Origin of the sequence: Kribbella sp. CA-253562 (genome assembly GCF_050942265.1) — a bacterium.
GTDB lineage: Bacteria > Actinomycetota > Actinomycetes > Propionibacteriales > Kribbellaceae > Kribbella.
In genome coordinates, this window is sequence record NZ_CP192049.1 from 7,618,515 (window position 1) to 7,644,234 (window position 25,720).

A 25,720-nucleotide genomic window follows, 5' to 3' on the forward strand; every position below is an offset into this window, starting at 1 on the left:
CGCAGTCCGTTGACGGGAGTTCTGGCGCGATGCTACAACCGAGTGGTCAGAATGCGCAACGATCGTTGCATTCTGCGCAATCAGCCCAGTTCTGGAGGAACCAGCCGATGTCAGCTTCCTACGACGCCGCCGCGGTCGCAGCCCTGGCGGACCAGCCGGTGAGCTGGCAGGACAAGGCGTTGCCGCCCGGGTGGTGGGGACGAACCGTGCGCGAGATCCTCGCCGACCGGCCGCGGCTGTCGCAGCTGCCGACTCCCCTGCTGACGTTGTCCGGGCCGGGGATGCGGCACAACCTCGCGACCATGGCCCGCTGGTGCGCCGACCACGGCGTCGAGCTCGCACCGCACGGCAAGACGACGATGGCGCCGGCGCTGTGGGCCGCGCAGCTCGACGCGGGCGCGTGGGCGATCACGCTGGCCAACGGCTTCCAGCTCGGCGTGGCCCGGGCGTTCGGCGTACGGCGGGTGATGATCGCGAACGCGGTGATCTCCCCGCTGCAACTGCGGTGGATCGCCGACGAGCTGGCAGCCGATCCTGAGTTCGAGGTGCTGGTCTGGGCCGACTCCGTCCGTACCGTCGAGCAGCTCGAGGCAGCGCGGTCCGCGTACGTCGGTCCCGACGCGCGGCCGCTCGACGTACTGGTCGAGATCGGTGGAGCGCAGGGCCGGACAGGCGCTCGAGACGCCGAAACCGCCGTGGCCGTCGGGGAGGCCATCGCCTCGGCGTCCACCCTCCGCCTCGCGGGGGTCGCCGGGTACGAAGGCGCCATTGCCCACGGCGCCGATGACGCCGGGCTCGAGCATGTCCGTGCGTACCTGCAGTCGCTCGCCGACGTCCACGCCAAGCTCACCGACCTCTATGACGACGGCCTGACCCCGGTGGTCAGCGCCGGCGGCAGCGCCTACTTCGAGCAGGTCGCGAAGGTGCTCGGTCCTCTCGCCCCCGCCGCCCGGGTCGTCCTGCGCTCCGGTGCCTACATCGCCCACGACGACGGCTACTACCGGCAGATCTCCCCCCTCGGCTCCGCACCCCGCACCGACGGCGACCGCCTGATCCCCTCGATGCACGGCTGGGTCCGCATCACTTCCCAGCCCGAACCAGGCCTGGCCATCTTCGACGCCGGCAAACGCGACCTGCCCTTCGACGAGGGCATGCCCGAGCCGCAACTCCTCCGACCACGCACCGAGGGCGACTCCCCCACGCCGCTCACCGGCCTGACCGTCAGAAAACTCAACGACCAGCACGGCTTCCTCACCTTCGACGGCGAACCCCCGGTGGTCATCGGCGACGAACTCCGCGTCGGCCTGTCGCATCCCTGCACCGCGTTCGACAAATGGGGCCTGATCCCGGTCATCGACGACCCGGACGCCGCCGACCCGGTGGTGGTTGATCTGGTCCGGACGTTCTTCTGATGACCGACCTGCAGATCCTCAACGCCACCATCCTGGACGGCACCGGCGCGCCGGCGTACAGCTCGGATGTCACTGTCGACGACGGGCGGATCACTGTCATCGGTCAGGCGGCACCTGCTCGCAGGACGATCGACGCCGCGGGGCTGGTGCTGGCGCCTGGGTTCATCGACATGCATGCGCATTCGGATCTGCAGATCCTCGCCAACCCGGATCACACCGCCAAGGTGAGTCAGGGTGTGACGTTGGAGGTGCTCGGCCAGGACGGGTTGTCGTTCGCGCCGATCGACGAGCCGACCCGGCAGGCGGTACGCCGGCAGATCGCGGGGTGGAACGGCGAGCCGGACGACTTCGACTTCTCGTGGGACTCCGTGCAGGGCTATCTCGACCGGCTGGATCAAGGGATCGCCTGCAACGCGGCGTACCTGGTGCCGCAGGGGACCTTGCGGATGATGGTCGTCGGCACCGAGAACCGCCCCGCCACCGACGCCGAGCTGGCCGAGATGAAGCGGCTGCTGGCCGAGGGACTCGAGCAGGGCGCGCTGGGGATGAGCAGCGGGCTGACCTACACCCCGGGCATGTTCGCGACCACCGACGAGCTGGTCGAGCTCTGCACGGTCGTCGCCCGGTACGGCGGTTACTACAGCCCGCACCAGCGCTCGTACGGCAAGGGCGCCCTCGACGCGTACGCCGAGATGATCGACGTCGCCAAGCGCTCCGGCTGCGCGCTCCACCTCACCCACGCGACGATGAACTTCGCGCCGAACCGCGGCCGCGGCGTCGACCTGCTCGCGCTGATCGACGACGGTCTGGCCCAGGGAGTCGACATCACCACCGACACGTACCCGTACTTGCCGGGAGCAACAACTCTCGCCGCGATCCTGCCGAGCTGGACGGCCGAGGGCGGCCCGGACGCCCTGCTGGCCCGCCTGCAGAACCCGCGAGACCGCGAGCGGATCGCCCACGAGCTCGAGGAGGTCGGCACCGACGGCTGCCACGGCTGCGTGACCGACTGGAACACCATTGAGATCGGCGGTGTGAAGAACCCCGATCTGGCCGGCGCCGTCGGCAAGACGGTCGCCGAGCTCGCCGCCGAATCCGGCAAGCCGCCGTCCTGGGTCTACTTCGACCTGCTGATCCGCGACAACCTGGCCACGACGATCATCCAGCACGTCGGCCACGAGGAGAACGTGCGGACCATCATGCAGCATTCCACCCACACCGGCGGCTCGGACGCGATCCTCGTCGGCGGCAAACCGCATCCGCGCGCCTGGGGGACGTTCCCGCGCTACCTCGCCCACTACGTCCGCGAACTCGGCGTCCTCGAACTCGCGGACTGCGCGCACCACCTGACCGGTCGCCCCGCCCGCCGGCTCGGCCTGACCGACCGCGGCCTGATCCGCGAGGGGTATCACGCCGACCTGGTCCTCTTCGATCCCGCGACCGTCAAGGACGCCGCCACCTTCGCCGAGCCGCGCCGGCAGGCCGAGGGCATCCCCTGGGTGATCGTCGGCGGCGTCCCGGTGATCGAGAACGGCAAGCGCACCGACGCGCTCCCGGGCCGCGCGATCCGCCGTACGGCGAACGGGGCGCCCTGACCCGGGCGTCGCCGACGAGGCGCCCTGAACCGGCATGAACCGGTCGCCCCGCGTCCGACTCCCAAGTCCCAACCACACCCCGTGTCCGACTCCCAGGCCCAGCCCCACCCCGCTCCCCCGGTCCCACCTCCCCGCCCCACCGAAAGGATCCCCGCATGACCACCCTGGACCTGCTGCGCACCGACCGCGTGCTGAGCGTCGTCCGTGCTCCGGAGATCGGCGACGCGCGTGACCTGTGTTCCGCACTGGTTGCCGGCGGCATCCACGTCATCGAGCTGACCTTCACCACTCCCGACCTGCCCCGCCACCTGGAGCGGGCCGCGTCCGGCGACACCGGAGCCGTCGTCGGCGCCGGGACCGTGCAGACCGCGGCGCAGGCCCGGACGGCGGTCGAGGCCGGCGCGCAGTTCCTGGTCACGCCGGGGCAGGGCCCGGAAGCGGCCGCGGTGGTCGCCGCGGCGCAGGCGGGCGGCGTACCGATCGTGCTCGGCGCGCTCACGCCGTCCGAGGTGATGACCGCAGTCGCGCTCGGTGCCGACGCGGTGAAGATTTTTCCGGCGCACCAGTTCGGCCCGAAGTACCTGAAGGACCTGAGCGGCCCGTTCCCCGGCGTCGCGCTGGTCCCGTCCGGCGGGGTGAACGCGGGCAACGCGCGCGCGTTCCTCGACGCCGGCGCGCTCGCGGTCAGCGCCGGTACCGACGTCGTCTCCCCCACCGACGTCGCCGACGGTCAGTGGGCCGGCATCACCGAGAAGGCGAAGGCCTTCTGCGCCGTTCTCCAGTAGGACGCCGTACCGCGCCGGCCGCTGTCACGCCGTACGCGCGCGTACGGCACTTCGATCAACTGAGCGGTGATTACGTCGCCATTCGCTTGCCCCAGGCAACAACCAGCGCCGCGGCGAGCAGCACGGCCCCGACGGCGTACGGCACCGGCGCAGACACCTCGTACAGCGCCGTGGCGGCGGTCGGACCGACGATCGCCGCCACGCCGTTGAAGGCGCTGGTCAATCCCGCGACGCTGCCCTGCTCGTGGTCTTTCATCAGCAGCGTCGGGCCCGCGGAGCAGCCGGGGATGGCGAACGCGTATCCCAGTCCGACCAGCGCCGCGGCCAGCACGATGACCAAGAAGTTGCCCGCGAACACCAGCACCACGAAGCCGGCCAGCGACAGCGGCAACCCGCAGCGCAGCAACCACGCCGGCGACCAGGCCAAGCGGCGGACGAGGAACACCTGTGCGGCCAGTGAGACCAGACCCGACGCGAGAAAAGCAACACCGCTCCGATGCGCGGTGGCCTCCGCACTCAGTCCGAGCCGGTCCTGCAGGACGAACCCGAGCAGTACCCCTTGGATGCTCAGGATCGAGAAGAGCACGAACCCAATCACGAGAAACGGCCGCAGCCGCCGGTCGAACGGGCTCAGCCGCCCCGGCGGGATATCCGTCTCGGCGACAACCGCCACGGCGAATCCCAGCAGCCCGAACGACGCCCCGAAGACCGACGCAATCAGCACCGGGCAATGTCCCCACCGGGTCACCTGACGCATGACAGCGAGGCTACCGAGCGTTGTCGCCCGGCGGCTCCGCTGTCAACGGATCTGCCGCAAGTGGCATCAGCTCGAACTGATCAGCTCCAGCACCTCGCCCTCGTGCAGCTCCTGGTAGACCTGGTCGCGAAGTTGGTTGGCCTCGGCATCGGTCAGTGTGTGGTCGACCGGCCGAAGGACCAGCCTGACCAGGACGTTGCGCTGTCCCGGGGTGAGCTGAAGCCGGGTCCGGGCCGCCTCCGGCAGCTCGTCGTACGGCGTCTCGCTGAGCACCTCGACCGACTCGGCCACGTCGGCGGCCGGGCCGAGCGCGTTGCGTACCCGCTCGCCGAGCAGCTCCGGAGACAGCTCGGTGTCCGCGCCGACGACCACTGACAGGTCCCGGCGTACGGCGGGCATCGCGGACACCGGCTTGTAGGGCAGGAGATCCAGCATCTGCGAGGCCACCCGCGGATCCGTCGAGCGCAGCAGCCGGATGTCGCGGATCCCCTTGCGCAGCATCATCAGCCGGTCCAGGCCCGGGCCCATCGCCAGGCCGGTCCAGCGCTCGTCGAGACCGGCTCGACGCAGCACAGCGGGGGCCGCGACCCCGCACTCGCCGATCTCGATCCACTGGTCGTCGAGCAGGACGTCGATCTGCCGGCCGTGCGTCGTGTACGGGTGGACGGCGGGCACGGTCCGGTAGGTCTGGCCGGGCAGGACCGTGCGGACCAGGCGCTCGATCATGTCCTCCAGCTCGGGCTCACCGAGCGGGACGTCGCGGCTGATGCGCCACAGGTCGAGCTGGTGCGGCGTACCGGTGTGCTGCCAGTCGACCGAGTCGCGGCGGTAGCAGATGCCCGCGCAGACCATCAGGACGTCGGTCGAGCTGGACGCCGCGAGCTCGCGCAACGCCGGCGGGATCATCGCCGAGGTGTGACTGCGCAGGACCTCACCGGGTGAGGCGTACCGGGTGTAGCGGGCGTCCCGGGTGACCGCGTCGGCGGCGTAGCCGAGATTGTCGTAGTTGTCCGCGAGTGGAACGACCGGATGGTCGCGCCGGGTCCAGACCTCGGTGTACGGCCAGGCCTGGCCGAGCGCCTTACGGATCGAGTCGACGATCAACTGGAGCGCGTGCGGGCCCTGGGCCGGATCGGTGAGGTCGCGCAAGGCGAGGGCAGCGTGCAATTGCGAAGTGCTGAGAACAGCCATGGGAAGGTCTCCTGAGATGAGCAGGTCCGGGGAAAATTCACACCCCGACCGGCCGCGGTCACCTCAGGGAGAGAGCGCAGCAGCGGCCCACCCCGTCGGCACCGCTGTGCCGGCCGGGGCGCGGAAATCGCTGCCCGTACTGCTGCATGCGACCAGTTTACCGGGCCGCGCCCAAGACGGCCCGGGGGTTTCCCCAGGATGCGAAGATCGGGCCATGCGATGGATCGACGGGTTGGAAGCGGCCGCGGCGGAGAAGTTGCCCGAGGCGGTGTACCGGTACTTCCGGCAGGGCTCGGCCGGCGGCTTGAGTGCCGGCGAGGCGACCGCCGCTTGGTCGTCGTACCGGTTCCGGCCCCGGGTGCTGACCGATGTGTCGACGATCAGCACCGGTACGACGGTGCTCGGCACTCCCGTCACGGGGCCCGTGCTGGTGGCGCCGACGACGCTGCAGCGTCAGGCCGATCCCGACGGCGAGGCGGCGATGTCCGCGGGCGTCGCGGCGGCCGGCTCGGTGCTCGGGGTGTCGAGCAACGCCGGGACGACGTTCGCCGACATCGGTGCGGCCGGAGCCGCGTGGTGGCTGCAGATCTACGTGAACCGCAACCGCGACATCACCCGCCGGATGCTCGACGCGGCGGTGGCGGCGGGCGCGCGGGCCGTCGTACTGACTGCTGACACGCCGGTCGTCGGCCGCAAGGAGGACGACGGACCGACGGTCTGGGAAGCCGTTCAGCCCGGGCATCTGCGAGCGAACATCGACGAGTCGCTCTACACCGTCGACGACCTGGCCAAGGCCGACGACCTGACGCCGGACGTGATCGGCTGGCTCGGTGAACAGACCGGTTTGCCCGTGGTGGTGAAGGGTGTGCTTCGGGCCGACGACGCGCAGCGATGCGTCTCGGCCGGCGCGGCCGGGCTGATCGTGTCCAACCACGGCGGCCGTCAGCTCGACGGCGCGATCGCCACCGCGCACGCGCTGCCCGAGGTGGTCGACGCGGTCGCCGGGACCGGCGCCGAGGTGTATGTCGACGGCGGAATCCGCCGGGGCGAACACGTGCTCGCCGCCCTGGCCCTCGGCGCCCGCGCGGTTTTCGTCGGCCGGCCGGCTCTTTTCGCCCTCAGCGCCGGCGGTGCCGCCGGCGTCACGCGGATGCTCACCGAGCTGAACGAGGAATTCGCCCACGCCTTGGCGCTGGTCGGTGCGCCCACCCCCGACGCACTCACCAGCGACCTGATCGTCCCGGCGGACACTCGCCGCTGAGCTGGTTGCCGACCCCAACGGTGTGACCATGGAGTCATGCTGCGCATCGTCACGCTGAACAGCTTCGGGCCGGGCTATCGCCTGGTCTCGGAGTGGGCCGAGCGGAACGGCCACGAGATCGTCCTGCTCGTCACGCTACCGACCGGCGGTGATCGGTACGACGCGTCGGCGCCGCCGCTGGTCGCGACCGTGCCGCCGGAGCGCGACGTCCTGGTGACCAAGAAACTGCGGGCAGTCGCCGCTCCGGTGATCGAGGCCCTGCAGCCGGACCTGGTGATCTCGGCGGCGTTCCCGCGGCTGATCCCCGACGAGGTGCTGAAGATCCCGCGGTACGGAGCGCTCAACTGCCACCCCTCCGCGCTGCCGGCCGGGCGGGGCCCGAACCCGCAGCGGCTGATCTACGAGGGAGCTGACCAGCTGTCGGCGACCGTGCACCGCACCGAACCCGGCTTCGACACCGGCGCGATCCTCGCCCAGCGGTCGATGCCGCTGCCCGACGACCTCAACGGCGGACCAGTGATGGAGTCGTGGCGGACCCTGCTCACCGCCTGCCTGGACGAGGCCGTCCCGCGCGCGGTCGCCGGTGACCGCGGTGAACTCCAGGACCCGTCGCAGGTCACCGAGGCTCCGGCGTTCACGCCGGAGGAATACGTGCTCGACCTGACCGAACCGGCTGCCGTCGTACGGCGTAAGGCCGCGGCCCTGAACATCACGGCCGTCAAAGCGCGGGTCCTGCTCGAAGGCACCGAGCACCTGGTGGCCCGGACCGAACTGGTCGACGCCGCCGCAGGAGCTCCCGGCAGCATCGTGCAGTCACACCCGGATGGCTGGACGGTCCGTACCGCGGACCACGCCCTGCGGTTGAGAACAGCCTGAAACGCGAAAGGCCCCGGTCAGCAGACCGGGGCCTTTCAGTGAGCCGAGGCTCAGGCGTTGTCGTCCTCGCCCAGCAGGTTGCGGGTCACGTTGGGGTCCACCTGGACACCCGGACCCATCGTGGTCGAGAAGACCGTCTTCTTGATGTAGCGGCCCTTGGAGCTGGAGGGCTTCAGCCGGAGAATCTCCTCCAGCGCGGCGCCGTAGTTCTCCACCAGCTGCGCCTCGTCGAACGACGCCTTGCCGATGATGAAGTGCAGGTTCGCGTGCCGGTCGACCCGGAACTCGATCTTGCCGCCCTTGATGTCGGTGACAGCCTTCGTCACGTCCGGGGTGACCGTACCGGTCTTCGGGTTCGGCATCAGACCACGCGGGCCGAGCACGCGGCCCAGCCGGCCGACCTTGCCCATCAGGTCGGGCGTGGCGACGACGGCGTCGAAGTCGAGCCAGCCGTCGGTCACCTTCTTGATCAGGTCGTCGTCGCCGACGAAGTCGGCGCCGGCGGCCTTGGCGGCCTCGGCCTTCTCACCGGTGGCGAAGACGAGGACCCGTGCCGTCTTGCCGGTGCCGTGCGGAAGGTTGACGGTGCCGCGCACCATCTGGTCGGCCTTGCGGGGGTCGACCCCGAGGCGCATCGCCACGTCGACCGTGGAGTTGAACTTCTTGCTGCCGGCCGCTTCCTTGGCGAGCTTGATCGCCTCGAGCGGGGTGTACAGCTTGTCGAAGTCGATCTTCTCCGCGATCGCGCGGTATGCCTTGCTGCGCTGAGCCATCAGTGGTTCCTCTCTGGGGCGTGGTCCTCGGGCGGCGCTTCGCCCTGCCACAACTACCTAAGTTTTCTGGGTACTACGGGATGAGCCGGCGGCTCACTTGTCGACGGTGACGCCCATCGAGCGGGCGGTGCCCTCGATGATCTTCATCGCGGCGTCGATGTCGCGGGCGTTCAGGTCCGGCATCTTGGTGGTGGCGATCTCGCGGACCTGGTCCTTGGTGATCTTGCCGACCTTGTCCTTGTGCGGGACCGGCGAGCCCTTCTGCAGACCAGCGGCCTTCTTGATCATCTCCGGCGCCGGCGGCGTCTTGGTGACGAACGTGAAGGACCGGTCTTCGTAGATCGTGATCTCGACCGGAACGACGTTGCCACGCATGGACTCTGTCTGGGCGTTGTACGCCTTGCAGAACTCCATGATGTTGACGCCGTGCGGACCGAGCGCGGTACCGACCGGCGGTGCCGGCGTCGCGGCACCGGCCTGCAGCTGCACCTTGACCAGGGCAGCGATCTTCTTCTTGGGAGGCATTTCGGGTCCTTAGACTTTCTGGATCTGGCTGAAGCTGAGTTCCACCGGGGTTTCCCGGCCGAAGATCTCCACCAGCGCCTTGATCCGCTGGGCGTCGGCATTGATCTCCGTGATCGTGGCGTGCAGGGTCGCGAACGGCCCGTCGACCACCATGACCGAGTCGCCCACACCGAAGTCGGCGACCTCGACCTTCTTCTTGGCCGCGGTCTTGGTGGGTGCGGCACCCGTCTCGGCTGCCGCCGCCTCGGCCGCCGCCACGACGGCCGGAGCGAGCATCTTCTCGACCTCTTCGAGGCTGAGCGGTACGGGCTTTTGGCTGTTGCCGACGAAGCCGGTCACCGACGGCGTGTGCCGCACGGTCGACCAGGACTCGTCGGTCAGGTCCATCCGGACCAGCACGTAGCCGGGGAGCACGGTGCGCTTCACCATCCGGCGCTGCCCGTTCTTGATCTCGGCGACCTCTTCGGTCGGCACGACGATCTCGAAGATGTAGTCCTCCATGTTCAGGGAGGTGATCCGGTTCTCCAGGTTGGACTTGACCCGGTTCTCCATCCCCGAGTACGTGTGCACCACGTACCAGTCGCCGATCTGCGAGCGCAGCGTGGCGCGCAGCTCCTCCAGCGGGTCGCCCGGCTCCTCCGGCTCGGCCTCTTCGGCCTCGTCGTCGTCCGTGGCGGCGGAGGCGGCGGCGGTCGCCGCGAAGGCGTCCATGTCCGCGTCGTCGGCCTCGTCCTCGTCGTCGTCGTCGGCGGAGCTGAAGACGACCTCGTCGGTGCCGGCCGGCTCCTCGGTGTCGTCCGGAGCGGTCTCGGCGGTCTCGGCCGCGAGCTCGTCGGTGGCGTCCTCGACGTCGGCGGTGGTGACCACCTCGTCGTCCTCGGCGGTGTTGGCCGCCGCCACGATCACGACCGGCTCGTCGTCGGAGTCGTCCTCGTCGGCGGTGCCGTCCTCGGCCTCGTCGTCGGCGGCGTACTCGGTCTCGGCGGCGACGTCGACGAACGGGTCGTCGTCGTCATCGGCGATCACGACCTCGTCATCGTCGTCGTCGAGGTCCAGGTCGAGATCCAGATCCAGCTCGACGTCGTCATCGTCGTCGGCGACAGCGGACAAGTCGAAGTCGTCCTCGAAGTCGAGGACCTCGTCGTCACGCTCGGACACGTTGTACTCCGTCATCTGTGCATCGGGTGTTGTCTGTGGCGGTCAGCTCGGGCTCGACCGCTCGGCCGGTGGATCGCCTCGGCGGGAACGTCAGCCGAAGATCTTGAACATCGCCCAGCCGAAGGCCAGGTCGAGCACGGACACGATCGCGATGACGAACACCACGAAGGTCAGCACGACCACGAAGTAGGTGGAGAGCTGCTTGCGCGTCGGCCAGACGACCTTGCGGAGCTCGGCGACCACCTGGCGGTAGAACCGCAGCAGCCGGTTGCCCGACTTGCTTTCCGCAGGCTTACCGGCGCCGGACGGTGCCGGGGTGCGCGTCTCCGTCACGACCTACCTCTTTCGCTAGCGGCGGCCTGACCGGCCCTGCGCCGGTCAGGAGTTGCAGGGCACGAGGGACTTGAACCCCCAACCTTCGGTTTTGGAGACCGATGCTCTGCCAGTTGAGCTAGTGCCCTCTGCAATCTCTCCCGGACGCCGCTGACCTCGATCCACATCCTTCAGGGCATGCCGGATCAGGGCCATCTACGCCCGGACTAGAAGAGTGTACGGGGTGGAAGCCACCTGGTCGAACTGAGGCCCTCCCCGCCACGACCCCCGCCGGGCGCCGTACCGCGAGCAGAACCATACAGCCTTCACCGGGTACAAACGCCACCCACCCCGCGATCGTTCCCTGCTCCGGGCGGTGCCGGTGTCACCAACCGATACCGAGATGTCACCGCGCGCCCGGTGGTGCCAGGATGGGGTCATGGCTTCCCGCATCTCTGCACGGATTGGTGCAATCTCCGAGTCGGCCACCCTGGCGGTCGACGCCAAGGCCAAGGCGCTCAAGGCGGCCGGTCGCCCGGTGATCGGCTTCGGCGCCGGCGAACCGGACTTCCCGACGCCCGACTACATCGTCGAGGCGGCCGTCGAGGCCGCCCGCGATCCGAAGAACCACCGCTACAGCCCGGCCGGTGGTCTGCCCGAGCTCAAGCAGGCGATCGTCGAGAAGACCAAGCGGGATTCCGGCTACGAGATCGAGGCGGCCCAGGTCCTGGTGACCAACGGCGGCAAGCACGCGGTCTACAACACCTTCGCGACCCTGCTCGACCCGGGCGACGAGGTGCTGCTGCCGGCGCCGTACTGGACGACGTACCCGGAGACCATCCAGCTGGCCGGGGGCGTCCCGGTCGAGGTGCTGGCCGACGAGAGCCAGAACTACCTGGTCACCGTCGAGCAGCTGGAGGCGGCCCGGACGGACAAGACCAAGGCGCTGCTGTTCTGCTCCCCGTCGAACCCGACCGGCGCGGTGGACACCCCGGAGGCGATCGAGGCGATCGGCCGCTGGGCGCTGGAGCACGGCATCTGGGTGATCACCGACGAGATCTACGAGCACCTGACCTACGGCGACACCAAGTTCACCTCGCTGCCGGTGGCCGTGCCCGAGATCGCCGACCGGACTGTCGTGCTGAACGGCGTCGCCAAGACGTACGCGATGACCGGCTGGCGGGTCGGCTGGATGATCGGCCCGAAGGACGTCATCAAGGCCGCGACCAACCTGCAGTCGCACCAGACCTCGAACGTGAACAACGTCGCCCAGCGGGCCGCGATCGCCGCGCTGACCGGCGACCTGAGCGCGGTGGACGAGATGAAGGTCGCGTTCGACCGGCGCCGCAAGCTGATGGTGTCGATGCTGAACGAGATCCCCGGCATCGAGTGCCCGGAGCCGACCGGCGCGTTCTACGCCTACCCGTCGGTGAAGGGCGTGCTCGGCAAGGAGATCAACGGCCGCACCCCGACCACCTCGGCGGAGCTGGCCGAGATCATCCTGGACGAGGCCGAAGTGGCCGTCGTACCGGGTGAGGCGTTCGGCGCCCCCGGCTACCTGCGGCTGTCCTACGCGCTCGGCGACGACGACCTGACCGAGGGCGTCTCGCGGATCGCCAAGCTGCTCGGCTGATCAACTGCTCGTACGACGGCCCGCCGGATCGCTTCCGGCGGGCCGTTCCGCGCTCCGGGGACCGCCCGGTTTCCGGCGCCGGGGTGAAGGTCGGTAACCTTCTGTGATGGCGCCACGCGACCTGCGGCTTCTCCCGAAAGCCCACCTGCATCTGCACTTCTCCGGGTCGATGCGGCACCTCACGCTGGTCGAGCTCGCCGACAAGCACGGGGTCCGGCTGCCCGACGCGCTGCGGACCGACTGGCCGCCGGACCTGTCCGCAGCCGACGAGCGCGGCTGGTTCCGGTTCCAGCGGCTGTACGACATCGCCCGGTCCGTGCTGCGCACCGAGGACGACGTACGGCGCCTGGTCCGTGAGGCCGCCGAGGACGACGCAGCGGACGGCTCCCGCTGGCTGGAGATCCAGGTCGACCCGTCCGGCTACGCGAACCGCTTCCGCGGCATCACCGAGTTCACCGACCTGGTCCTGGACGCCGCCCGCGACGCGGCCGCCGCCACCGGCATCGAGGTGCAGGTGGTGATCGCCGCCAACCGCACCCGGCACCCGCTCGACGCACGCACGCTGGCCCGGCTCGCCTCCCAGTACGTCGGCCGCGGCGTGGTCGGCTTCGGCCTGTCCAACGACGAGCGGCGCGGCACCACGTCGGAGTTCGCCCCGGCCTTCCGCATCGCCCGCAACGCCGGGCTGCTCGCGGCCCCGCACGGCGGCGAGCTCTGCGGCCCAGCCACCGTCCGCACCTGCCTGGACGAGCTTGGCGCGGGCCGCATCGGCCACGGCGTCCGCTCCGTCGAGGACCCGGAGCTGCTGAAACGACTGGTCGACGCGCAGGTCGCGCTCGAGGTCTGCCCTGCGTCCAACGTCTCGCTCGGCGTCTACCAGCGCGCCGAGGACGTCCCGCTCCGCCAGCTGTACGACGCGGGCGCGCGGATCGCGCTCGGCGCCGACGACCCGCTGCTCTTCGGCTCGCGACTCGCCGAGCAGTACGAGACCGCTCGCTCGGTCCACAGCTTCACCGACGAGGAGATCGCCGACCTGGCGCGCGGCTCGGTGCTCGCCTCGACCGCGCCGGACGCCGTACAGAAGATTCTGCTGGCGGATATCGACCACTGGCTCGGCGTGGACCAGGCTTCCGCGACACCTGCGCCGGCTCCGGCGTACTAGTTGCTGTTCGAGGCCGTCTACCTGGCGCGCCACGGTCAGACGGAGTGGAACGTGGCCGGGCGCAAGCAGGGGCGACTGGACTCACCGCTGACGCCGTACGGGCTGCTCCAGGCGCGGCGGAACGCGGCTCTGCTCGGCGATCATCGGGTGGATGCTGTCTTCGCCAGTCCGCTGGGGCGTGCTCGGCGTACTGCCGAGATTCTTGCTGGGGAGCTTCCGGTCCAGGTGCTCGACGATCTGGCTGAGGTGGACCATGGCGAGTGGTCCGGGCTCACCTCCGCGGAGATCGGCACGGGCTGGCCGGGGCAGCGTGCTGTGCGGGAGCGGGCGAAGTACACCTATCGGTTTCCTGGCGGCGAGAGCTACGAGGATGCCGACCGGCGTGCCGGGCGAGCGCTGGACGCCGTCGCTCGGAGCGGCTCGCGCCGGCCGCTGCTGGTCTCGCACGAGATGATCGGGCGAATGCTGGCGAAGCAGCTCACCGGTCTGAGCTCGGCGGTGGCGTTGGGTCGCGACCAGCCTTCCGACGTGATTTACGTGGTGAACGGGGACGGGACCATCGGGCGTCTGCGGAGTGCGGAGCTCGGCTGAGCGTTCGGCGTACTGGCTGCTGGGGCGGGTACCGAGGGGCCCAACCGTCACCTGCGGAGGAGAAGACGATGGACACCAGCCAGACCGGTGCCGGACACGACGTGATCGACGTCCTGGCCGCGGACCACCGGGAGTTCGAACAGCTCGTCGCGCAGCTCACCGCGACCACCGAACCCGCGGAGCGGCGGGAAACGGCCGACCAGCTGATCGCCGAGCTGGTCCGGCACGCGGTGGCCGAGGAGATGTTCGTCTACCCGGAGATGCGTGAGCACCTGCCGAACGGCGAGGAAGCGGTCGAGCACGACAAGCAGGAGCACCACGAACTCGAGGTACTGATGAAGCGGCTGGAGGGGCTGGACGCCGAGGATCCGCAGTTCATGGAAACCGTCGCCGAACTGCGGGACGTGCTGAGCGATCACGTCCGGGACGAGGAGGGCGAGCAGTTCCCGTTGCTGCGGGCCAACATCCCGACGGATCGACTGATCAGCTTGAAGGACAAGGTCGAGGCGGCGAAGAAGGCTGCTCCGACGCGACCGCATCCGGGGGCTCCGAACGCGGCGCTGTTCCACAAGCTCGTCGGGCCTGGGGTGGGACTGGTGGATCGGCTGCGTGATCGGCTCACCGGGCGGTCGACCTGACGCCGTGGTGATGAGGTGGTGGCGAGGTGGTGGCGGCCGCGTGCGCCGCGCGGTCGCCGTCGCCGTCCGGGAAAGTGCGTGGAAAGTGCGCTCTGAGTTCCTCAGCGGTGCATTGCCGGGAACCCTGCGCGGGCCTAGCTTTGCTGCATGACGACGCCGACGAAGATCCTGTTGCCCGAGGACGAGCTGCCCACCCGGTGGTACAACGTGCTGCACGATCTGCCGACGCCCCCACCGGCCGTGCTGCATCCGGGGACCGGCCAGCCGGTCGGGCCGGAGGACCTGGCGCCGTTGTTCCCGATGGACCTGATCCTGCAGGAGGTGTCGCAGGACCAGTACGTCGACATCCCTGGTGAGGTGCTCGACGTGTACCGGCTCTGGCGGCCGAGCCCGCTGTACCGGGCGCACCGGCTGGAGAAGGCGCTCGATACGCCGGCCCGGATCTACTACAAGTACGAAGGCGTCTCCCCCGCCGGTTCGCACAAGCCGAACACGGCCGTCCCGCAGGCGTACTACAACGCCAAGGCCGGGATCCGGAAGCTGACCACCGAGACCGGCGCCGGCCAGTGGGGCACGGCGCTGGCGTTCGCCTGCGCGCAGTACGGGCTGGAGTGCGAGGTGTGGCAGGTCCGGGCGTCGTACGACCAGAAGCCGTACCGGCGCACGATGATGGAGGTGTTCGGCGCGACCGTGCACCCGAGCCCGTCCGACCTGACCGAGGCCGGCCGCAAGATCCTGGCCGAGAACCCGGACTCCACCGGCTCGCTCGGTATCGCGATCAGCGAGGCGGTCGAGATGGCCGTGCAGGACGAGTCCGTGCACTACGCGCTCGGCTCAGTGCTGAACCACGTGTTGCTGCACCAGACGATCATCGGCGAGGAAGCGCTGATGCAGCTCGCGATGGTCGGCGAGAACCCCGACCTGATCGTCGGCTGCACCGGCGGCGGCTCGAACTTCGGCGGCCTGGCGTTCCCGTTCCTGCGCGAGAAGTGGGCCGGCCTGCAGTCCCCGGTCGTCCGCGCGGTCGAGCCCGAGGCGTGCCCGACCCTGACCCAGGGCACGTACGCGTACGACTTCGGCGACACCCTCGGCATGACCCCGCTGATGAAGATGCACACCCTCGGCCACGACTTCGTGCCCGACCCGATCCACGCCGGCGGCCTGCGCTACCACGGCATGAGCCCGCTGATCAGCCACCTGTACGAAACCGGCGAGATCGAAGCGATCGCCAAACCCCAGTCCGAATGCTTCGCCGCCGGCGTCCTGTTCGCCCGCACCGAAGGCATCGTCCCCGCCCCCGAACCCACCCACGCCCTGGCCGCCACCATCGACGAAGCCCAACGCTGCAAGGAATCCGGCGAGGAAAAGGTAATCCTCACCGCCCTCTGCGGCCACGGCCACCTCGACCTGGCCGCCTACGACTCCTACCTCTCCGGCACCATCACCGACCGAGCCTGGAACGACGCCGACCTCCAAGCCGCGGTAGCCGCCGCGTTGGAAAAACTCCCCGCCGTCAACTGACGAACCCCGACCACGCGAGGCCCGGCGGGCGGACCCGTCGGGCGGTCCAACGGCGCGTCCAGGTCGTCGGGCGCTCTAACGGCGCGCCCAGCGGGCGCTCCCGCCTGCGCGTCCAGCGGGCGGATCAGCGAGTGCTCCCGCCTGCACGTCCAGCGGGCGGATCAGCGAGTGCTCCCGCCTGCACGTCCAGCGGGCGGATCAGCGAGTGCTCCCGCCTGCACGTCCAGCGGGCGGATCAGCGAGTGCTCCCGCCTGCACGTCCAGCGGGCGGATCAGCGAGTGCTCCCGCCGACGCGTCCAGCGGGCGGATCAGCGAGTGCTCCAACGGAAGCGTTCAGCGAGACGGGTGCAGCGGTCAGGCGAACTCCCCAACGGTTCGGCCATCCAGGCTTTCCTCCACCCGCCGCGAGGATCCAACTTGCCGGCCCGGTTCCAGCGGCCCGGTCGCCTCGGCAGCCGGCTGCTGCCGGGCGGTGTGCCGGGACGGCCGCATTCGCCCGGGACAGCCGCGTTCACCGGGACAGCCGCGTTCACCGGGACGGCGGCGTTCACCGGGATAGCCGCATGGCCGGGATGGCCGCGTCGATCGGCGGAGGAATGCGACTCGGTGAGCGGGCAGACCTCCACCACCGACCAACCATCACCCGACCCGCCTCGGCCGGCGCACATCGACTCGATGCAGCCATACAGGCACAGGTTGCTCGGTGGTGGAGGTCGGCCAACCGTCCACGACCTGACGAGACACGTACAGACGGCAGGATTGCGCGCTCGACCAGGGCAGCAAACTGTCTGCGGACGAGCGCGGCCGGGTGAGCAACCGAGCGGGTGAGCCGGCAGACTTCAGGCACCGACCAACCATCACCCGCGCCGCCGCGGCCGGCGCACGCCGGCTAGATGCAGCCATGCAGGCACAGGTTGCTCGGTGATGGAGGTCGGCCAACCGCCCACCACGTGACGAGACATGTGCCGACGGCACGCACCTCGCTGCGGGCCCGGATTCGGTCGACGATCCGGGCTGGTTAGCGGAGAGTGGCTCTCCGCGCTGGTCGACATCTGTGGATGGAACGGGACTGCGCGGTCGACCGGAGCACCAAGCCTTCGGCCGACGAGCGCCCCGAACACGCTCTCGCCAGGCGAGCGCAGGCGCGACGACAAGCTATCGCCAGACGGGCGGACGTGCAGCACTCACCAACCGTGCGCCAACACCTCTGCGCAGGCGCGGGACGACTGGCTCGACTCGCGTCGACGCAGGTTGGTGAGTGGTGCACGTCCGCTCATCGGCTTTGCGACGGCGCCGGGGCGGCGGCGCGGCCGGGAGGGCAGGGACCGCGGCGTTGCCCGGATAGCCTCGCGGCCGGGATCGCGACGTCGATCGGCGGACGAGCGTCAGCTGCTGAGTGGGCAGACCTCCAGCACCGACCAACTCTCACCCGACCCACCTCGACAGGCGCACACCGGCTCGAGGCAACCACGCGGGAATAGATTGCTCGGTGGTGGAGGTCGGCAACCGCCCACAACGAGACAAACGAGACGCGTACCGTCTGCAGGATTGCGGGATCAACCGGGTCGACAAGCTGTCGCCGGGCGGGCGCGACCGGCGTCGACCAACTCTCGTCGGCCGAGCGGACGTGCAGCACTCATCAACTGTCCGCCATCACATATGCGCAGGCGCGGGACGGCTGGCTCGACCCGCGTGCGCGCAGGTTGGTGAGTGGTGCATGTCCGCGCATTGGGTTCGCGACGTGGTGGCGCGTTCCAACACGACGCAGGAGGCCGGCCGGTGACGGTCTGTCCGCCAGCATGGCTTGGGGTTGGGGGTGGGGCGCGACCGGCCGAACAGACGCGTCCAGCGGCGGGGTCAGCCTCTTGCTCGGCCGCTGTGTCACCCGGGTTGCCAAGCTCGCTAGACCACGTACTGCGCGCCCTGCGCGGCGAGGCTCCGCGCGCCACTGTCGATCGCGGCGGTGACGGTGGCGTCACCCCGAGCCGAGTCGTCGGCCGACCATCGTCGTCGTGTGCGGCGCGGGGTTCCTGGCGTTGTGCGGCGCGTGGTCAGCAGATTGCGCAGGACCGCGTACACGGGGGGCAGTTCGCGGCGGTGCGCGTTGAGTCGAACAGGTAGTGCTTCGAGGCGTAACTGAACACCACCTGCGCGAGGGTCCCCTGCTTGTACGGCGCGTGGTCCCTCGCGTTCGAGCGTGGCGTGCCTGGCCTACACGCCGCGTGTGTTCGGCTGGTTGGGGTAGAGATCACTCGTTGACGGGAAACGCCGAACGCGAGGCTCGGCCGTGACTTCAGCCGCGCATGAGGTTCTGACGAACGCAAGGCTCGGGCGCACGAGGTTCGGTCGAACGCGAGCTCATGGTCCGCTGACGATCACCAGTTCGTTGCCTTCGGGGTCGGTGAGTCGCCAGCGGTCGTTCGACTGGTCGAGGAGTTGGCCGCCGGCTGCGATGGTTGTGGTGACTCGGGTTTGTGCGAGGTTTGAGGGCACGGCTAGTTCGAAGTGGATGCGGTTGCGTTGGCGGCGTCGTTCCGTGTCTGAGGCGTCGAGCTCCTGGAAGAGCAGCACGGGGTTCAGGCGCCTTGGATCGTGGATGTCGCTGGCGCCGGTTCGTCGGTCGGGGGTGTAGCCGAGTGCGGTGAGCCAGAACGTGCGGAGTGCGGGGACGTCGGCGGCGTCGAGGAAGAGTTGGGTGAAGCGCGGCAGTGCCGGATCGGCGGTGGCTCCGAGGTCGCGGGCTGCGGTCTGGAGGTGTTCGGCGAGGTCGGTGAAGTTGAGGTCGAGGCCGTGGGCGTCGGACTCCCACTGGTCCTTGCCGCTGTCGATGATCACCAGGCCGGGGCGCAGGTCGACCAGCAGTGGGAAGCCCGTATCGTTGGCCAGCGTGGCTGCTGCGGCGGCCAGGTCGCGTTGCTGCGTCGGTGAGGTGACGCGGTAGCACGCCATCGCGCTGAAGACTGCCTGCCAGTCGGCTGTCTCGGCGCTCTGGCCGAGCGCATCGCCTGGCACCAGGTCGACTTCGTTGCCGTCGGGGTCGGTGTGGCAGACACCGAACGGTCCGAACGCCTCACCGAGAGCGGCCTGCTCGACCGCCGCGGACGGGCGCACCACGTCGAGGTGGATGCGGTTTCGCAGCGGCCGTGGCTCGGTCGACTGCCGGATCCGGAGCGCGGGGTCGCGCCGCAGAGGATCCGTCAGGCCGCCGTCCTCGGTAGGCGCGTAGTCGAGGACGCGCTGCCAGAACTGCCTCACCTCGGAGGGGTTCGCGGATTCGAAGACCACGCTCAGGTGCTGCAGAGCGGCAGGGTTCGCCGGCAGTCCGAGATCCCGCGCGGCCGCCGACACTGCCTGGGCGTGCTCGGCCGAGTCGAGGCGCACCCGTAGGCCCGTCGCACGCAGGTCGACCAAGATCTCCGCCGACAGCTCCACGATCCGCCCGGCCAGCGCAGCCCCCGCGATCAGCGAAGGCGCGTCGAACCATGCCGTCGTCAGGCCATCGACGACCCGCCAATCCGTTCCGATCTCGGTCATACCCGGCACTGTAGGGCCGATTCCGGACGATGTCCTTCCGGATGGTGACGTGGCGGACGTGCGGGCGGAAGCGCTCGGCTTGATCGAGGCGATTCTTGTCCACAGTCGCGCGTTGCCGCCGGGGGCGACCGCCTGCGGCGCTGGTCGGGGGCGGTGATGACCGGCCTCGAAGCGTCGCCTGGGGCCCGATCGGCACCACCGGACTCGGCTCGCCAGGTTCTCTGCCTGTCCCCAATCAGCCGTCAGAAGTGCGGGGAATGGGTGCGCCGAACGTGCGTGCCCCTGTCTGCCCCGCCGGATTCTCCCGCTGCGGATGGTGCTGGAAAAGCGGCCTATTTCGGGTGGTCGCGGTCAGGTTTGAGCTCGTGGCCCGGCAGACCCGGGGTTCGGCGGTCGCGTTTCATTTCGGCTTCGCGGAGGTGGCGGACGCCGCCGCAGAAGTCGTCGCGGGCCTTTTGCTCGAGTTCGGTGAACAGGGCGTAGTAGCCGGTGTCGTAGTCGTCGACGATCTGGAAGGTCCAGCGGTTGTCGATCACGTTGCGGCCGAGCAGTTCGCGTTCGATCTTGTCCGCGAACTCGTCGTGGCCGGCGTCGCGGAAGCGCTGGACGACGTCGTCGAGTTCGTTGTCCGCGCGGCCGGTGAGTTCGTGGAAGCCGTACAGGTAGCCGCGGGCGCGGTTCACCGTTTCCAGGGCGTGGGTGAGCCGGCCGACCGCCAGTACGGTCGCGTCGTCGTCGACTCCTTCGGGTCGCGGCCGGGGGGATGCCTGTGCGTCGTCGTTCATGACCACGCGGTACCCAGCCCGCTAGGGTGGGAAGCGTGCCGGAGGAAGCGGTCACCACGTTGCGGGCCGAGTTGAACGGGTTCGAGCGGGCCGAGGTCGGGTTCGCGTTGCTGGAGACGTTCCTCCAGGTGGCGGGGCCGTGGGGTGTCGAGGCGGTGCTCGATCCGCGGCGGTTGCTGCTGCCGGACGAGATGACCGACGACCGGGCACTGGTCCAGGGCCTGATCGAGCAGTCCGCGCGACGGCCGCCGGAGAAGTGGGGCCCGTTCACGGTGCACGAACGACGGTTCGACCTGGACGACGACCAGGCCCGGTGGGACTACACCCGGCTCGCCTACTGCTCGTCGGCGGCAACGGTCTGGGCCCGGGCCCGCAGTACGACGTACTTCGAAGTGGTCAACCACCATCGCGCGACGTACTGGCTGCCGGAGAGCCTGAAGGACCAGTACTTCGCGACCCTGGAAGCCAAGCGCTGGCAGATCCCGCCCAGCTGGCTGGCCGCCGTCCCGAAGCAGCCGAAACCCTGGTGGAGACGCGGCCGCTGACCCTGCGTGGGGCAGATCAGTGGGGCATCTCGGGGCATCACGGGGCAGTTCATCCACAGCGGCGGTTTTCGTGGTCACCGCGCGTGTTCGCACTCCTACAGTGACGGACATGTCGGAGGTGAACGGGTTGTTGCGGGATGCCCGCGAGCGGACGCCGTCGCGGCGCGCGCCGGGCGAGCACATGTCCAGGGCCGAGCTCGCGGAGGCGGTGTGCGCGTGGCTGTGGGAGACCACCGGGGTCGAGTACGACCTGGACGGGCACTACATCGCGAAGCTGGAGCGCGGCGTCGTGCGCTGGCCGGGCGCGGCGTACCGGTCGGGGCTGCGGCACGTGCTGAAGGTTGCCACTGACAACGAATTGGGCTTCTCCCCCGGCGGCGGCCGGATCGGGCCGGCCGAGCTCGACCTGAGCGCGTCCGCCGTGCTCGGGCTGGAGCGGGTGCTGGTCGAGGCCGGCGACGAGTCGGCCACCATGCTGAGCGTCGCCGAGGAGTCGAACGTCGGCGACCTCACCGTGGAGCAGCTGCACGCCGACATCCACCGGGTCTGCCAGGAGTACCTGCGGATGCCGACCAAGGACCTGTTCCTGCGCAGCCGGTCGGTGCGCGACCGGGCCTTCCGGCTGCTGACCGGGAGGCAGTCGCCCGGGCAGAGCCGGGAGCTCTACACCGCGGCCGGCTGGGCGTTGATCATGCTCGGCTGGATGTCGGTCGACCTCGGCCGCCCCGACCTCGCCGAGAACCACACCCGGACGGCGTGGGCCTGCGCCGAAGCGGCCGACCACGCCGACCTGCGGGCCTGGGTGCGCGCCACCCAGCACACCGCCGCGTTCTGGCAGGACGACTTCTCCCGCGCCGCCGAGTATGCCGAGTCCGGCCTGCAGTACGCGACCGGCTCGTCGCGGCTGTTCCTGGCCAGCGCCCTGGCCGTCGACCTGGCCCGGACCGGCCGGATCGACCAGGCCCGGACCGCACTGACCACAGCGCAGCGCATGCCCGAGCGGTACGGCGAGTACGAGCTGGCCGGCCCCCTGCTCTGTACGCCGGCGCGCGCGGAGGGCCTGTGGTCCGACGCCCACCTCGCGCTCGGCCGGGCCGGCAAGACACTCGAGCACGCCGAGCACAGCATGGCCGAGTTCGAGCAGGCCCCACCTGCCCACCGCAATCCGGGCGCGGAGCGGATGGTCCGCCTCCAGCAGGTCAAGGCCCACCTGGAGCTCGGCCAGCTCGACGGCGCCCTGGCGGCGCTGACCAGCGTCATCGACACTCCGGCCGAGTTCCGGGTGCGACCGCTGATCCACCGGATGAGCGAGGTCGGTGCGATGACCCGCACCGAGCGCTACACCAGCGAACCGGTCGCCGCCGAGATCCAGGTCGCCGCCCGCGAGTTCATCCGCAAGGCCGCCCCACGCCACCGCTCCCGCCGCCGGCGAGCCGCGCCCGCGGCCGCCAAGTCAGCCTGACCGGCGGCGCGCCGTCGCCCACCAACGCGCCTCGGCGGTGAACGGACCGGTCGCCACGCTCACCCCCGACCAACGCGCGCCCGCGCTGACTAGTACGCCCGAACGGACACCACATGAGCCCGCGGCGCTCCATTGGTCGCGCTCACCGTCAGCCGAAGCGCATCCAGCACAGCCGGCCGGGGCAACCGATGCACCTGCCGACGACGACGGTTCCCCTCGACAGTGGCAACGTGCCACCACTCACCGTCCGGACTCCGGCCCTCGAGCCGATAGTCCCGCAGCAGCGTAGGCAGCACCTCGTACGGCGTCCGATGGTGGTGCAGGTTGATCAGGTCCTCCTCGACGTCGTCGTCCAGGATGACAACAACCTCCGCGACCTCGACCGGCTCGGACCACGTGAGCTCGAGGCGAGGCGCCGGATCCCACGCCAGATCCTCGGACGACCAAAGCTGCGGCCCGCCGTACGGCCGGGAGTAACCGCCAATCACCTGCGACGGCGAGTACGCCGAGGTGTCGCCCACGACCCGATAGCACAAGCCTCCGCGCGGAAGGATGTGTTTCCACGAGCGAAACTGCTCGGTGTACTGCTCGTCCGGATCAGGCTCGCGATGCGAGAAGCAAATCGTGCCGGGAAGCGCGGCAGCCGACGTGTGCACCGAGACCGCGGGATTCGCCTTCAGCACGACCAAGACATTGCCCGGCTGGTCAGGCCGCCACGACAGCGGCACGGAAACCCAGCGCTTCTCGCCGGCCGGCAGCTCGACCTCGCAGCCGGCAAGACGGGCCAGCGGCAAGTAGTTCTGAGGCTTCAGCGGGTCGTGCAGCTCGACCGTCAACGATGTCGCCTCGCACGAGTCGACAAGCAGTTCCAAACCGTCGAGCGCGGGATCGACCGGAAGCACCATCGCGACATCGGCGGCCAGCGGCAGGGTCCCGTCCGACACCTCGACCGCCAGGCGGTGCAACGTCGACGAAGCCGTGGCCGACGCGCCCAACGCCAGGTTGGCCGGATCGGAGTCCACAACCCCGAGCACCGACGCGTCAGCCCGCTGCAAAGCATCGCGGACCAGGTCGAACCGTTCAGTGGTCAGCTCCCGCGGTGTCAACCCATTGCTCAAGGCAACAGCCGCCGCGGTCCCCGCCGCCTCACCGAGGACGGCGCAGGTCGCCATCACCCGCGTGGTGCCGAAGGCGACGTGGGTGGCGGAGATGTTCCGCCCGGCCATCCACAGGTTGCGGACGTTGCGGGAGTACAGCGTGCGCAGCGGGATGTGGTAGTTCCCGTCCGGGTGCCAGTGCTTCGACCCGCGCTCGGTGGCGTACATGCCGCCGGGCGGATGCAGGTCGATCGACCAGCCCCCGAAGGCGACCCGGTCGTCGAACTCGGTCTGCCCGAGTACGTCGTGCTGCGTGAGCACGTAGTCGCCGACGAACCGCCGGTACTCCCGCTTGCCCGGCACCGCGCCGATCCACTCCAGCGTCAGATGGTCGGCGTCGAAGCGGCCCGAGTTCTTGATGTGGTCCCAGATCCCGTAGACCGCCGCCTGCAGTTCGTCGCGGATCCGCTCGTTGTCGTCGACGACGTCGAGTTCGCCACCCCACTCGATCCACCAGTACGCGCACCCGTACGCGTCGGTCCGGATGATCCGCCGTTCCGGGATCGAGGTGGTGCTGATGTCCTTCGCGAACGACGGCGGCACGAACCGGACCGGCTCGCCGGCGTCCTTGGTGTAGAACAGGATCGTGCTGCCGAGCGTGTTGCCGTCCGGCACCTCCGGCGCCCACGACTCGCCGTACGCCGACCGCGGCTCGCGCCCGGTCATGAACTCGGCGCCGGCCAGGAAACCGATCAGTCCGTCGCCGGAGCAGTCGGCGTACGCGGGGCTGTGGAAGGTGATCTCCTTCTCCGAGCCCATCTGCCAGCCGGTCACCGAGCGGATCTCGCCGTCGTCGGCGGCGACCGTGCGGACGTCGGTGTTCAGGAACAGCCGGATGTTCGGCTCGGCCTTGACGGCCTCGAGCACGACCAGGTCCCAGTAGTACGGGTTGCCCTCGGGATTGCGGTACTGGTTCTCGACGAACAGCTCGCCCATGATCCCGGTCTCCCGGGCGAAGTGCTGGACGCCGTGCGCGGTCGCGCCGCAGACCCAGACCCGGATCTCGCTGGAGGAGTTGCCGCCGAGCACGGGCCGGTTCTGCACCAAGGCGACCGTGCAGCCCTGCCGGGCGGCGCCGATCGCGGCACAGACTCCGGCGAGACCACCGCCGACGACGGTCAGATCGGTGTGGACGTCGAGCTGCTGCATGCAGCCACCTTTCAGGTGTCGGGATGGACGACCGGTTGTCCCGGTCCGTTCGGGTGGTTGGCGGTCAGGTGGTCGGGCACGCGCTGGGCGACCAGGACGAACAGCAGCCCGGCGGTCAACGTGTCGCTGGCCCGACCGGCGAAGAACTCGGTCCAGGTGCCGCCGACCGGCGTACCGGTGTCGAAGGCGACGTCGGCCAGCCGCCCGACCGGTGAGTCGGCGACGCCGGTGATCGCGACCGACAGCGCGCCCTGGGCGGTCGCGCGCCGGACGAAGTCGAGCGTCGTCCCGTCGGTGCCCGACCGGGTGACGACGAGCCCGACGTCGCCCGGTCCGAGCAGCCCACCGGCGATCTGCGCCGACTGGGGCCCGTCGAAGAACCAGACCGGGATGCCGATCCGGAGCAGCCGGATGTACAGCTCACGGGCGGGGATCGCGTCGCCCCACTCCCCGTAGATGTGAGTACGCCGGGCGCCCGCGATCGCGTCGGCGACGCGGGTGGCGGCGGCCAGGTCGATCGACGCGAGCGCGTTGCGCAGCGCGTTGGCCTGGGTGCTGGCCAGCACGTTGAGCACCTGCTCGGGCGGGTCGGCCGGGCCGATCGCGAGGCCGATGTCGCTGGCCCAGCCGGCTTCCAGGCCGCGGCCGACCTCCATCGCCAGCGCGGCCCGCAGCGCGGGATAGCCGGCGAAGCCGAGGTGGGTGGACAGCCTGGACACCGTCGCCGCCGAGGTCTGCGCGGCCTCGGCCAGCTTGGTGATCGACCCGCGCGCGACGTCGTCCGGGTTCGCCAGGATGTGCTCGGCGACCCGCAGCATCGCGCCGTTCAGCTCGGGCAGGGCCCGCTTCACCAGTTGCAGCGGGCTCGGTGTGTCAGCTCTGTCCACGTCGTTTCCC

At 69.9% G+C, this 25,720-nt stretch carries 22 protein-coding genes and 1 tRNA gene; 12 read left to right on the forward strand and 11 right to left on the reverse strand.

Going from position 1 to position 25,720, the window contains the following annotated elements:
- Positions 1 to 107 precede the first annotated feature (107 nt).
- The 3 genes from ACQPXM_RS36150 to ACQPXM_RS36160 all read left to right on the forward strand — a co-directional run bounded on the left by ACQPXM_RS36150 (position 108) and on the right by ACQPXM_RS36160 (position 3,792).
- Positions 108 to 1,412, forward strand: coding sequence for an amino acid deaminase (locus ACQPXM_RS36150; protein WP_432942489.1), 1,305 nt, complete (start codon positions 108 to 110; stop codon positions 1,410 to 1,412).
- Positions 1,412 to 3,007 (forward strand): N-acyl-D-amino-acid deacylase family protein, encoded by a 1,596-nt coding sequence (locus ACQPXM_RS36155; protein WP_432942490.1) that lies wholly within the window; start codon positions 1,412 to 1,414, stop codon positions 3,005 to 3,007. Before ACQPXM_RS36150 ends, ACQPXM_RS36155 begins: the two co-directional genes overlap by 1 nt.
- Positions 3,008 to 3,162: 155 nt before the next feature.
- Positions 3,163 to 3,792 (forward strand): bifunctional 4-hydroxy-2-oxoglutarate aldolase/2-dehydro-3-deoxy-phosphogluconate aldolase, encoded by a 630-nt coding sequence (locus ACQPXM_RS36160; protein WP_432942491.1) that lies wholly within the window; start codon positions 3,163 to 3,165, stop codon positions 3,790 to 3,792.
- A gap of 70 nt (positions 3,793 to 3,862) precedes the next feature.
- Here ACQPXM_RS36160 and ACQPXM_RS36165 read toward each other — a convergent pair whose 3' ends face one another.
- Positions 3,863 to 4,549, reverse strand: coding sequence for an MFS transporter (locus ACQPXM_RS36165; protein WP_432942492.1), 687 nt, complete (start codon positions 4,547 to 4,549; stop codon positions 3,863 to 3,865).
- A gap of 66 nt (positions 4,550 to 4,615) precedes the next feature.
- On the reverse strand, positions 4,616 to 5,740 hold the full coding sequence (locus ACQPXM_RS36170; RefSeq protein ID WP_432942493.1) for a hypothetical protein: 1,125 nt from the start codon (positions 5,738 to 5,740) through the stop codon (positions 4,616 to 4,618).
- A 214-nt stretch (positions 5,741 to 5,954) separates the two neighbouring features.
- Between ACQPXM_RS36170 and ACQPXM_RS36175 the strand changes: the two genes are divergently transcribed.
- Together ACQPXM_RS36175 and ACQPXM_RS36180 are read left to right on the forward strand one after the other, a co-directional pair.
- Complete coding sequence (locus ACQPXM_RS36175; protein ID WP_432942494.1) at positions 5,955 to 7,001, forward strand: alpha-hydroxy acid oxidase; 1,047 nt, start codon at positions 5,955 to 5,957, stop codon at positions 6,999 to 7,001.
- 36 nt (positions 7,002 to 7,037) lie between these two features.
- Positions 7,038 to 7,877 carry a methionyl-tRNA formyltransferase gene (locus ACQPXM_RS36180; RefSeq protein WP_432942495.1) on the forward strand — a complete coding sequence of 280 codons (840 nt, stop codon included), beginning with the start codon at positions 7,038 to 7,040 and terminating at the stop codon, positions 7,875 to 7,877.
- A 50-nt stretch (positions 7,878 to 7,927) separates the two neighbouring features.
- Here ACQPXM_RS36180 and rplA read toward each other — a convergent pair whose 3' ends face one another.
- The 5 genes from rplA to ACQPXM_RS36205 all read right to left on the reverse strand — a co-directional run bounded on the left by rplA (position 7,928) and on the right by ACQPXM_RS36205 (position 10,794).
- A complete protein-coding gene (rplA, locus tag ACQPXM_RS36185) occupies positions 7,928 to 8,650 on the reverse strand; it encodes a 50S ribosomal protein L1 (protein ID WP_077019195.1) in 723 nt (240 codons plus the stop codon).
- Positions 8,651 to 8,743: 93 nt separating this feature from the next.
- On the reverse strand, positions 8,744 to 9,175 hold the full coding sequence (gene rplK / locus ACQPXM_RS36190; RefSeq protein WP_077019194.1) for a 50S ribosomal protein L11: 432 nt from the start codon (positions 9,173 to 9,175) through the stop codon (positions 8,744 to 8,746).
- 9 nt (positions 9,176 to 9,184) lie between these two features.
- Complete coding sequence (gene nusG / locus ACQPXM_RS36195; protein WP_432951152.1) at positions 9,185 to 9,886, reverse strand: transcription termination/antitermination protein NusG; 702 nt, start codon at positions 9,884 to 9,886, stop codon at positions 9,185 to 9,187.
- A 537-nt stretch (positions 9,887 to 10,423) separates the two neighbouring features.
- Positions 10,424 to 10,666, reverse strand: coding sequence for a preprotein translocase subunit SecE (gene secE, locus ACQPXM_RS36200; RefSeq protein ID WP_020388149.1), 243 nt, complete (start codon positions 10,664 to 10,666; stop codon positions 10,424 to 10,426).
- A 55-nt stretch (positions 10,667 to 10,721) separates the two neighbouring features.
- Positions 10,722 to 10,794: transfer RNA gene (locus ACQPXM_RS36205), tRNA-Trp, on the reverse strand.
- 290 nt (positions 10,795 to 11,084) lie between these two features.
- Between ACQPXM_RS36205 and ACQPXM_RS36210 the strand changes: the two genes are divergently transcribed.
- From ACQPXM_RS36210 to ACQPXM_RS36230, 5 genes are all read left to right on the forward strand, one after another.
- Positions 11,085 to 12,278, forward strand: coding sequence for a pyridoxal phosphate-dependent aminotransferase (locus ACQPXM_RS36210; protein ID WP_432942496.1), 1,194 nt, complete (start codon positions 11,085 to 11,087; stop codon positions 12,276 to 12,278).
- A gap of 106 nt (positions 12,279 to 12,384) precedes the next feature.
- Entirely contained in the window at positions 12,385 to 13,440 is a 1,056-nt protein-coding gene (locus tag ACQPXM_RS36215; protein WP_432942497.1) for an adenosine deaminase, read from the forward strand.
- Positions 13,441 to 14,031, forward strand: coding sequence for a histidine phosphatase family protein (locus ACQPXM_RS36220; protein ID WP_432942498.1), 591 nt, complete (start codon positions 13,441 to 13,443; stop codon positions 14,029 to 14,031). It abuts the gene before it with no gap.
- A 68-nt stretch (positions 14,032 to 14,099) separates the two neighbouring features.
- A complete protein-coding gene (locus ACQPXM_RS36225) occupies positions 14,100 to 14,669 on the forward strand; it encodes a hemerythrin domain-containing protein (RefSeq protein WP_432942499.1) in 570 nt (189 codons plus the stop codon).
- Between the two features lie 147 nt (positions 14,670 to 14,816).
- On the forward strand, positions 14,817 to 16,190 hold the full coding sequence (locus ACQPXM_RS36230) for a TrpB-like pyridoxal phosphate-dependent enzyme (protein WP_432942500.1): 1,374 nt from the start codon (positions 14,817 to 14,819) through the stop codon (positions 16,188 to 16,190).
- A 2,359-nt stretch (positions 16,191 to 18,549) separates the two neighbouring features.
- On the opposite strand, the gene ACQPXM_RS36235 is transcribed toward ACQPXM_RS36230, so the two are convergent.
- On the reverse strand, positions 18,550 to 19,725 hold the full coding sequence (locus tag ACQPXM_RS36235) for a VOC family protein (RefSeq protein WP_432942501.1): 1,176 nt from the start codon (positions 19,723 to 19,725) through the stop codon (positions 18,550 to 18,552).
- Positions 19,726 to 20,057: 332 nt separating this feature from the next.
- The gene (locus tag ACQPXM_RS36240) at positions 20,058 to 20,510 is read right to left on the reverse strand and encodes a hypothetical protein (RefSeq protein ID WP_432942502.1); all 453 of its coding nucleotides are present in this window, start codon (positions 20,508 to 20,510) and stop codon (positions 20,058 to 20,060) included.
- A gap of 35 nt (positions 20,511 to 20,545) precedes the next feature.
- Between ACQPXM_RS36240 and ACQPXM_RS36245 the strand changes: the two genes are divergently transcribed.
- Together ACQPXM_RS36245 and ACQPXM_RS36250 are read left to right on the forward strand one after the other, a co-directional pair.
- The gene (locus tag ACQPXM_RS36245) at positions 20,546 to 21,055 is read left to right on the forward strand and encodes a hypothetical protein (protein WP_432942503.1); all 510 of its coding nucleotides are present in this window, start codon (positions 20,546 to 20,548) and stop codon (positions 21,053 to 21,055) included.
- A gap of 109 nt (positions 21,056 to 21,164) precedes the next feature.
- Entirely contained in the window at positions 21,165 to 22,517 is a 1,353-nt protein-coding gene (locus tag ACQPXM_RS36250; RefSeq protein ID WP_432942504.1) for a hypothetical protein, read from the forward strand.
- Between the two features lie 89 nt (positions 22,518 to 22,606).
- On the opposite strand, the gene ACQPXM_RS36255 is transcribed toward ACQPXM_RS36250, so the two are convergent.
- Both ACQPXM_RS36255 and ACQPXM_RS36260 read right to left on the reverse strand, forming a co-directional pair.
- Positions 22,607 to 24,823 carry an FAD-dependent oxidoreductase gene (locus ACQPXM_RS36255; protein ID WP_432942505.1) on the reverse strand — a complete coding sequence of 739 codons (2,217 nt, stop codon included), beginning with the start codon at positions 24,821 to 24,823 and terminating at the stop codon, positions 22,607 to 22,609.
- 11 nt (positions 24,824 to 24,834) lie between these two features.
- Positions 24,835 to 25,710 (reverse strand): MurR/RpiR family transcriptional regulator, encoded by an 876-nt coding sequence (locus tag ACQPXM_RS36260; protein ID WP_432942506.1) that lies wholly within the window; start codon positions 25,708 to 25,710, stop codon positions 24,835 to 24,837.
- Positions 25,711 to 25,720: the final 10 nt, after the last annotated feature.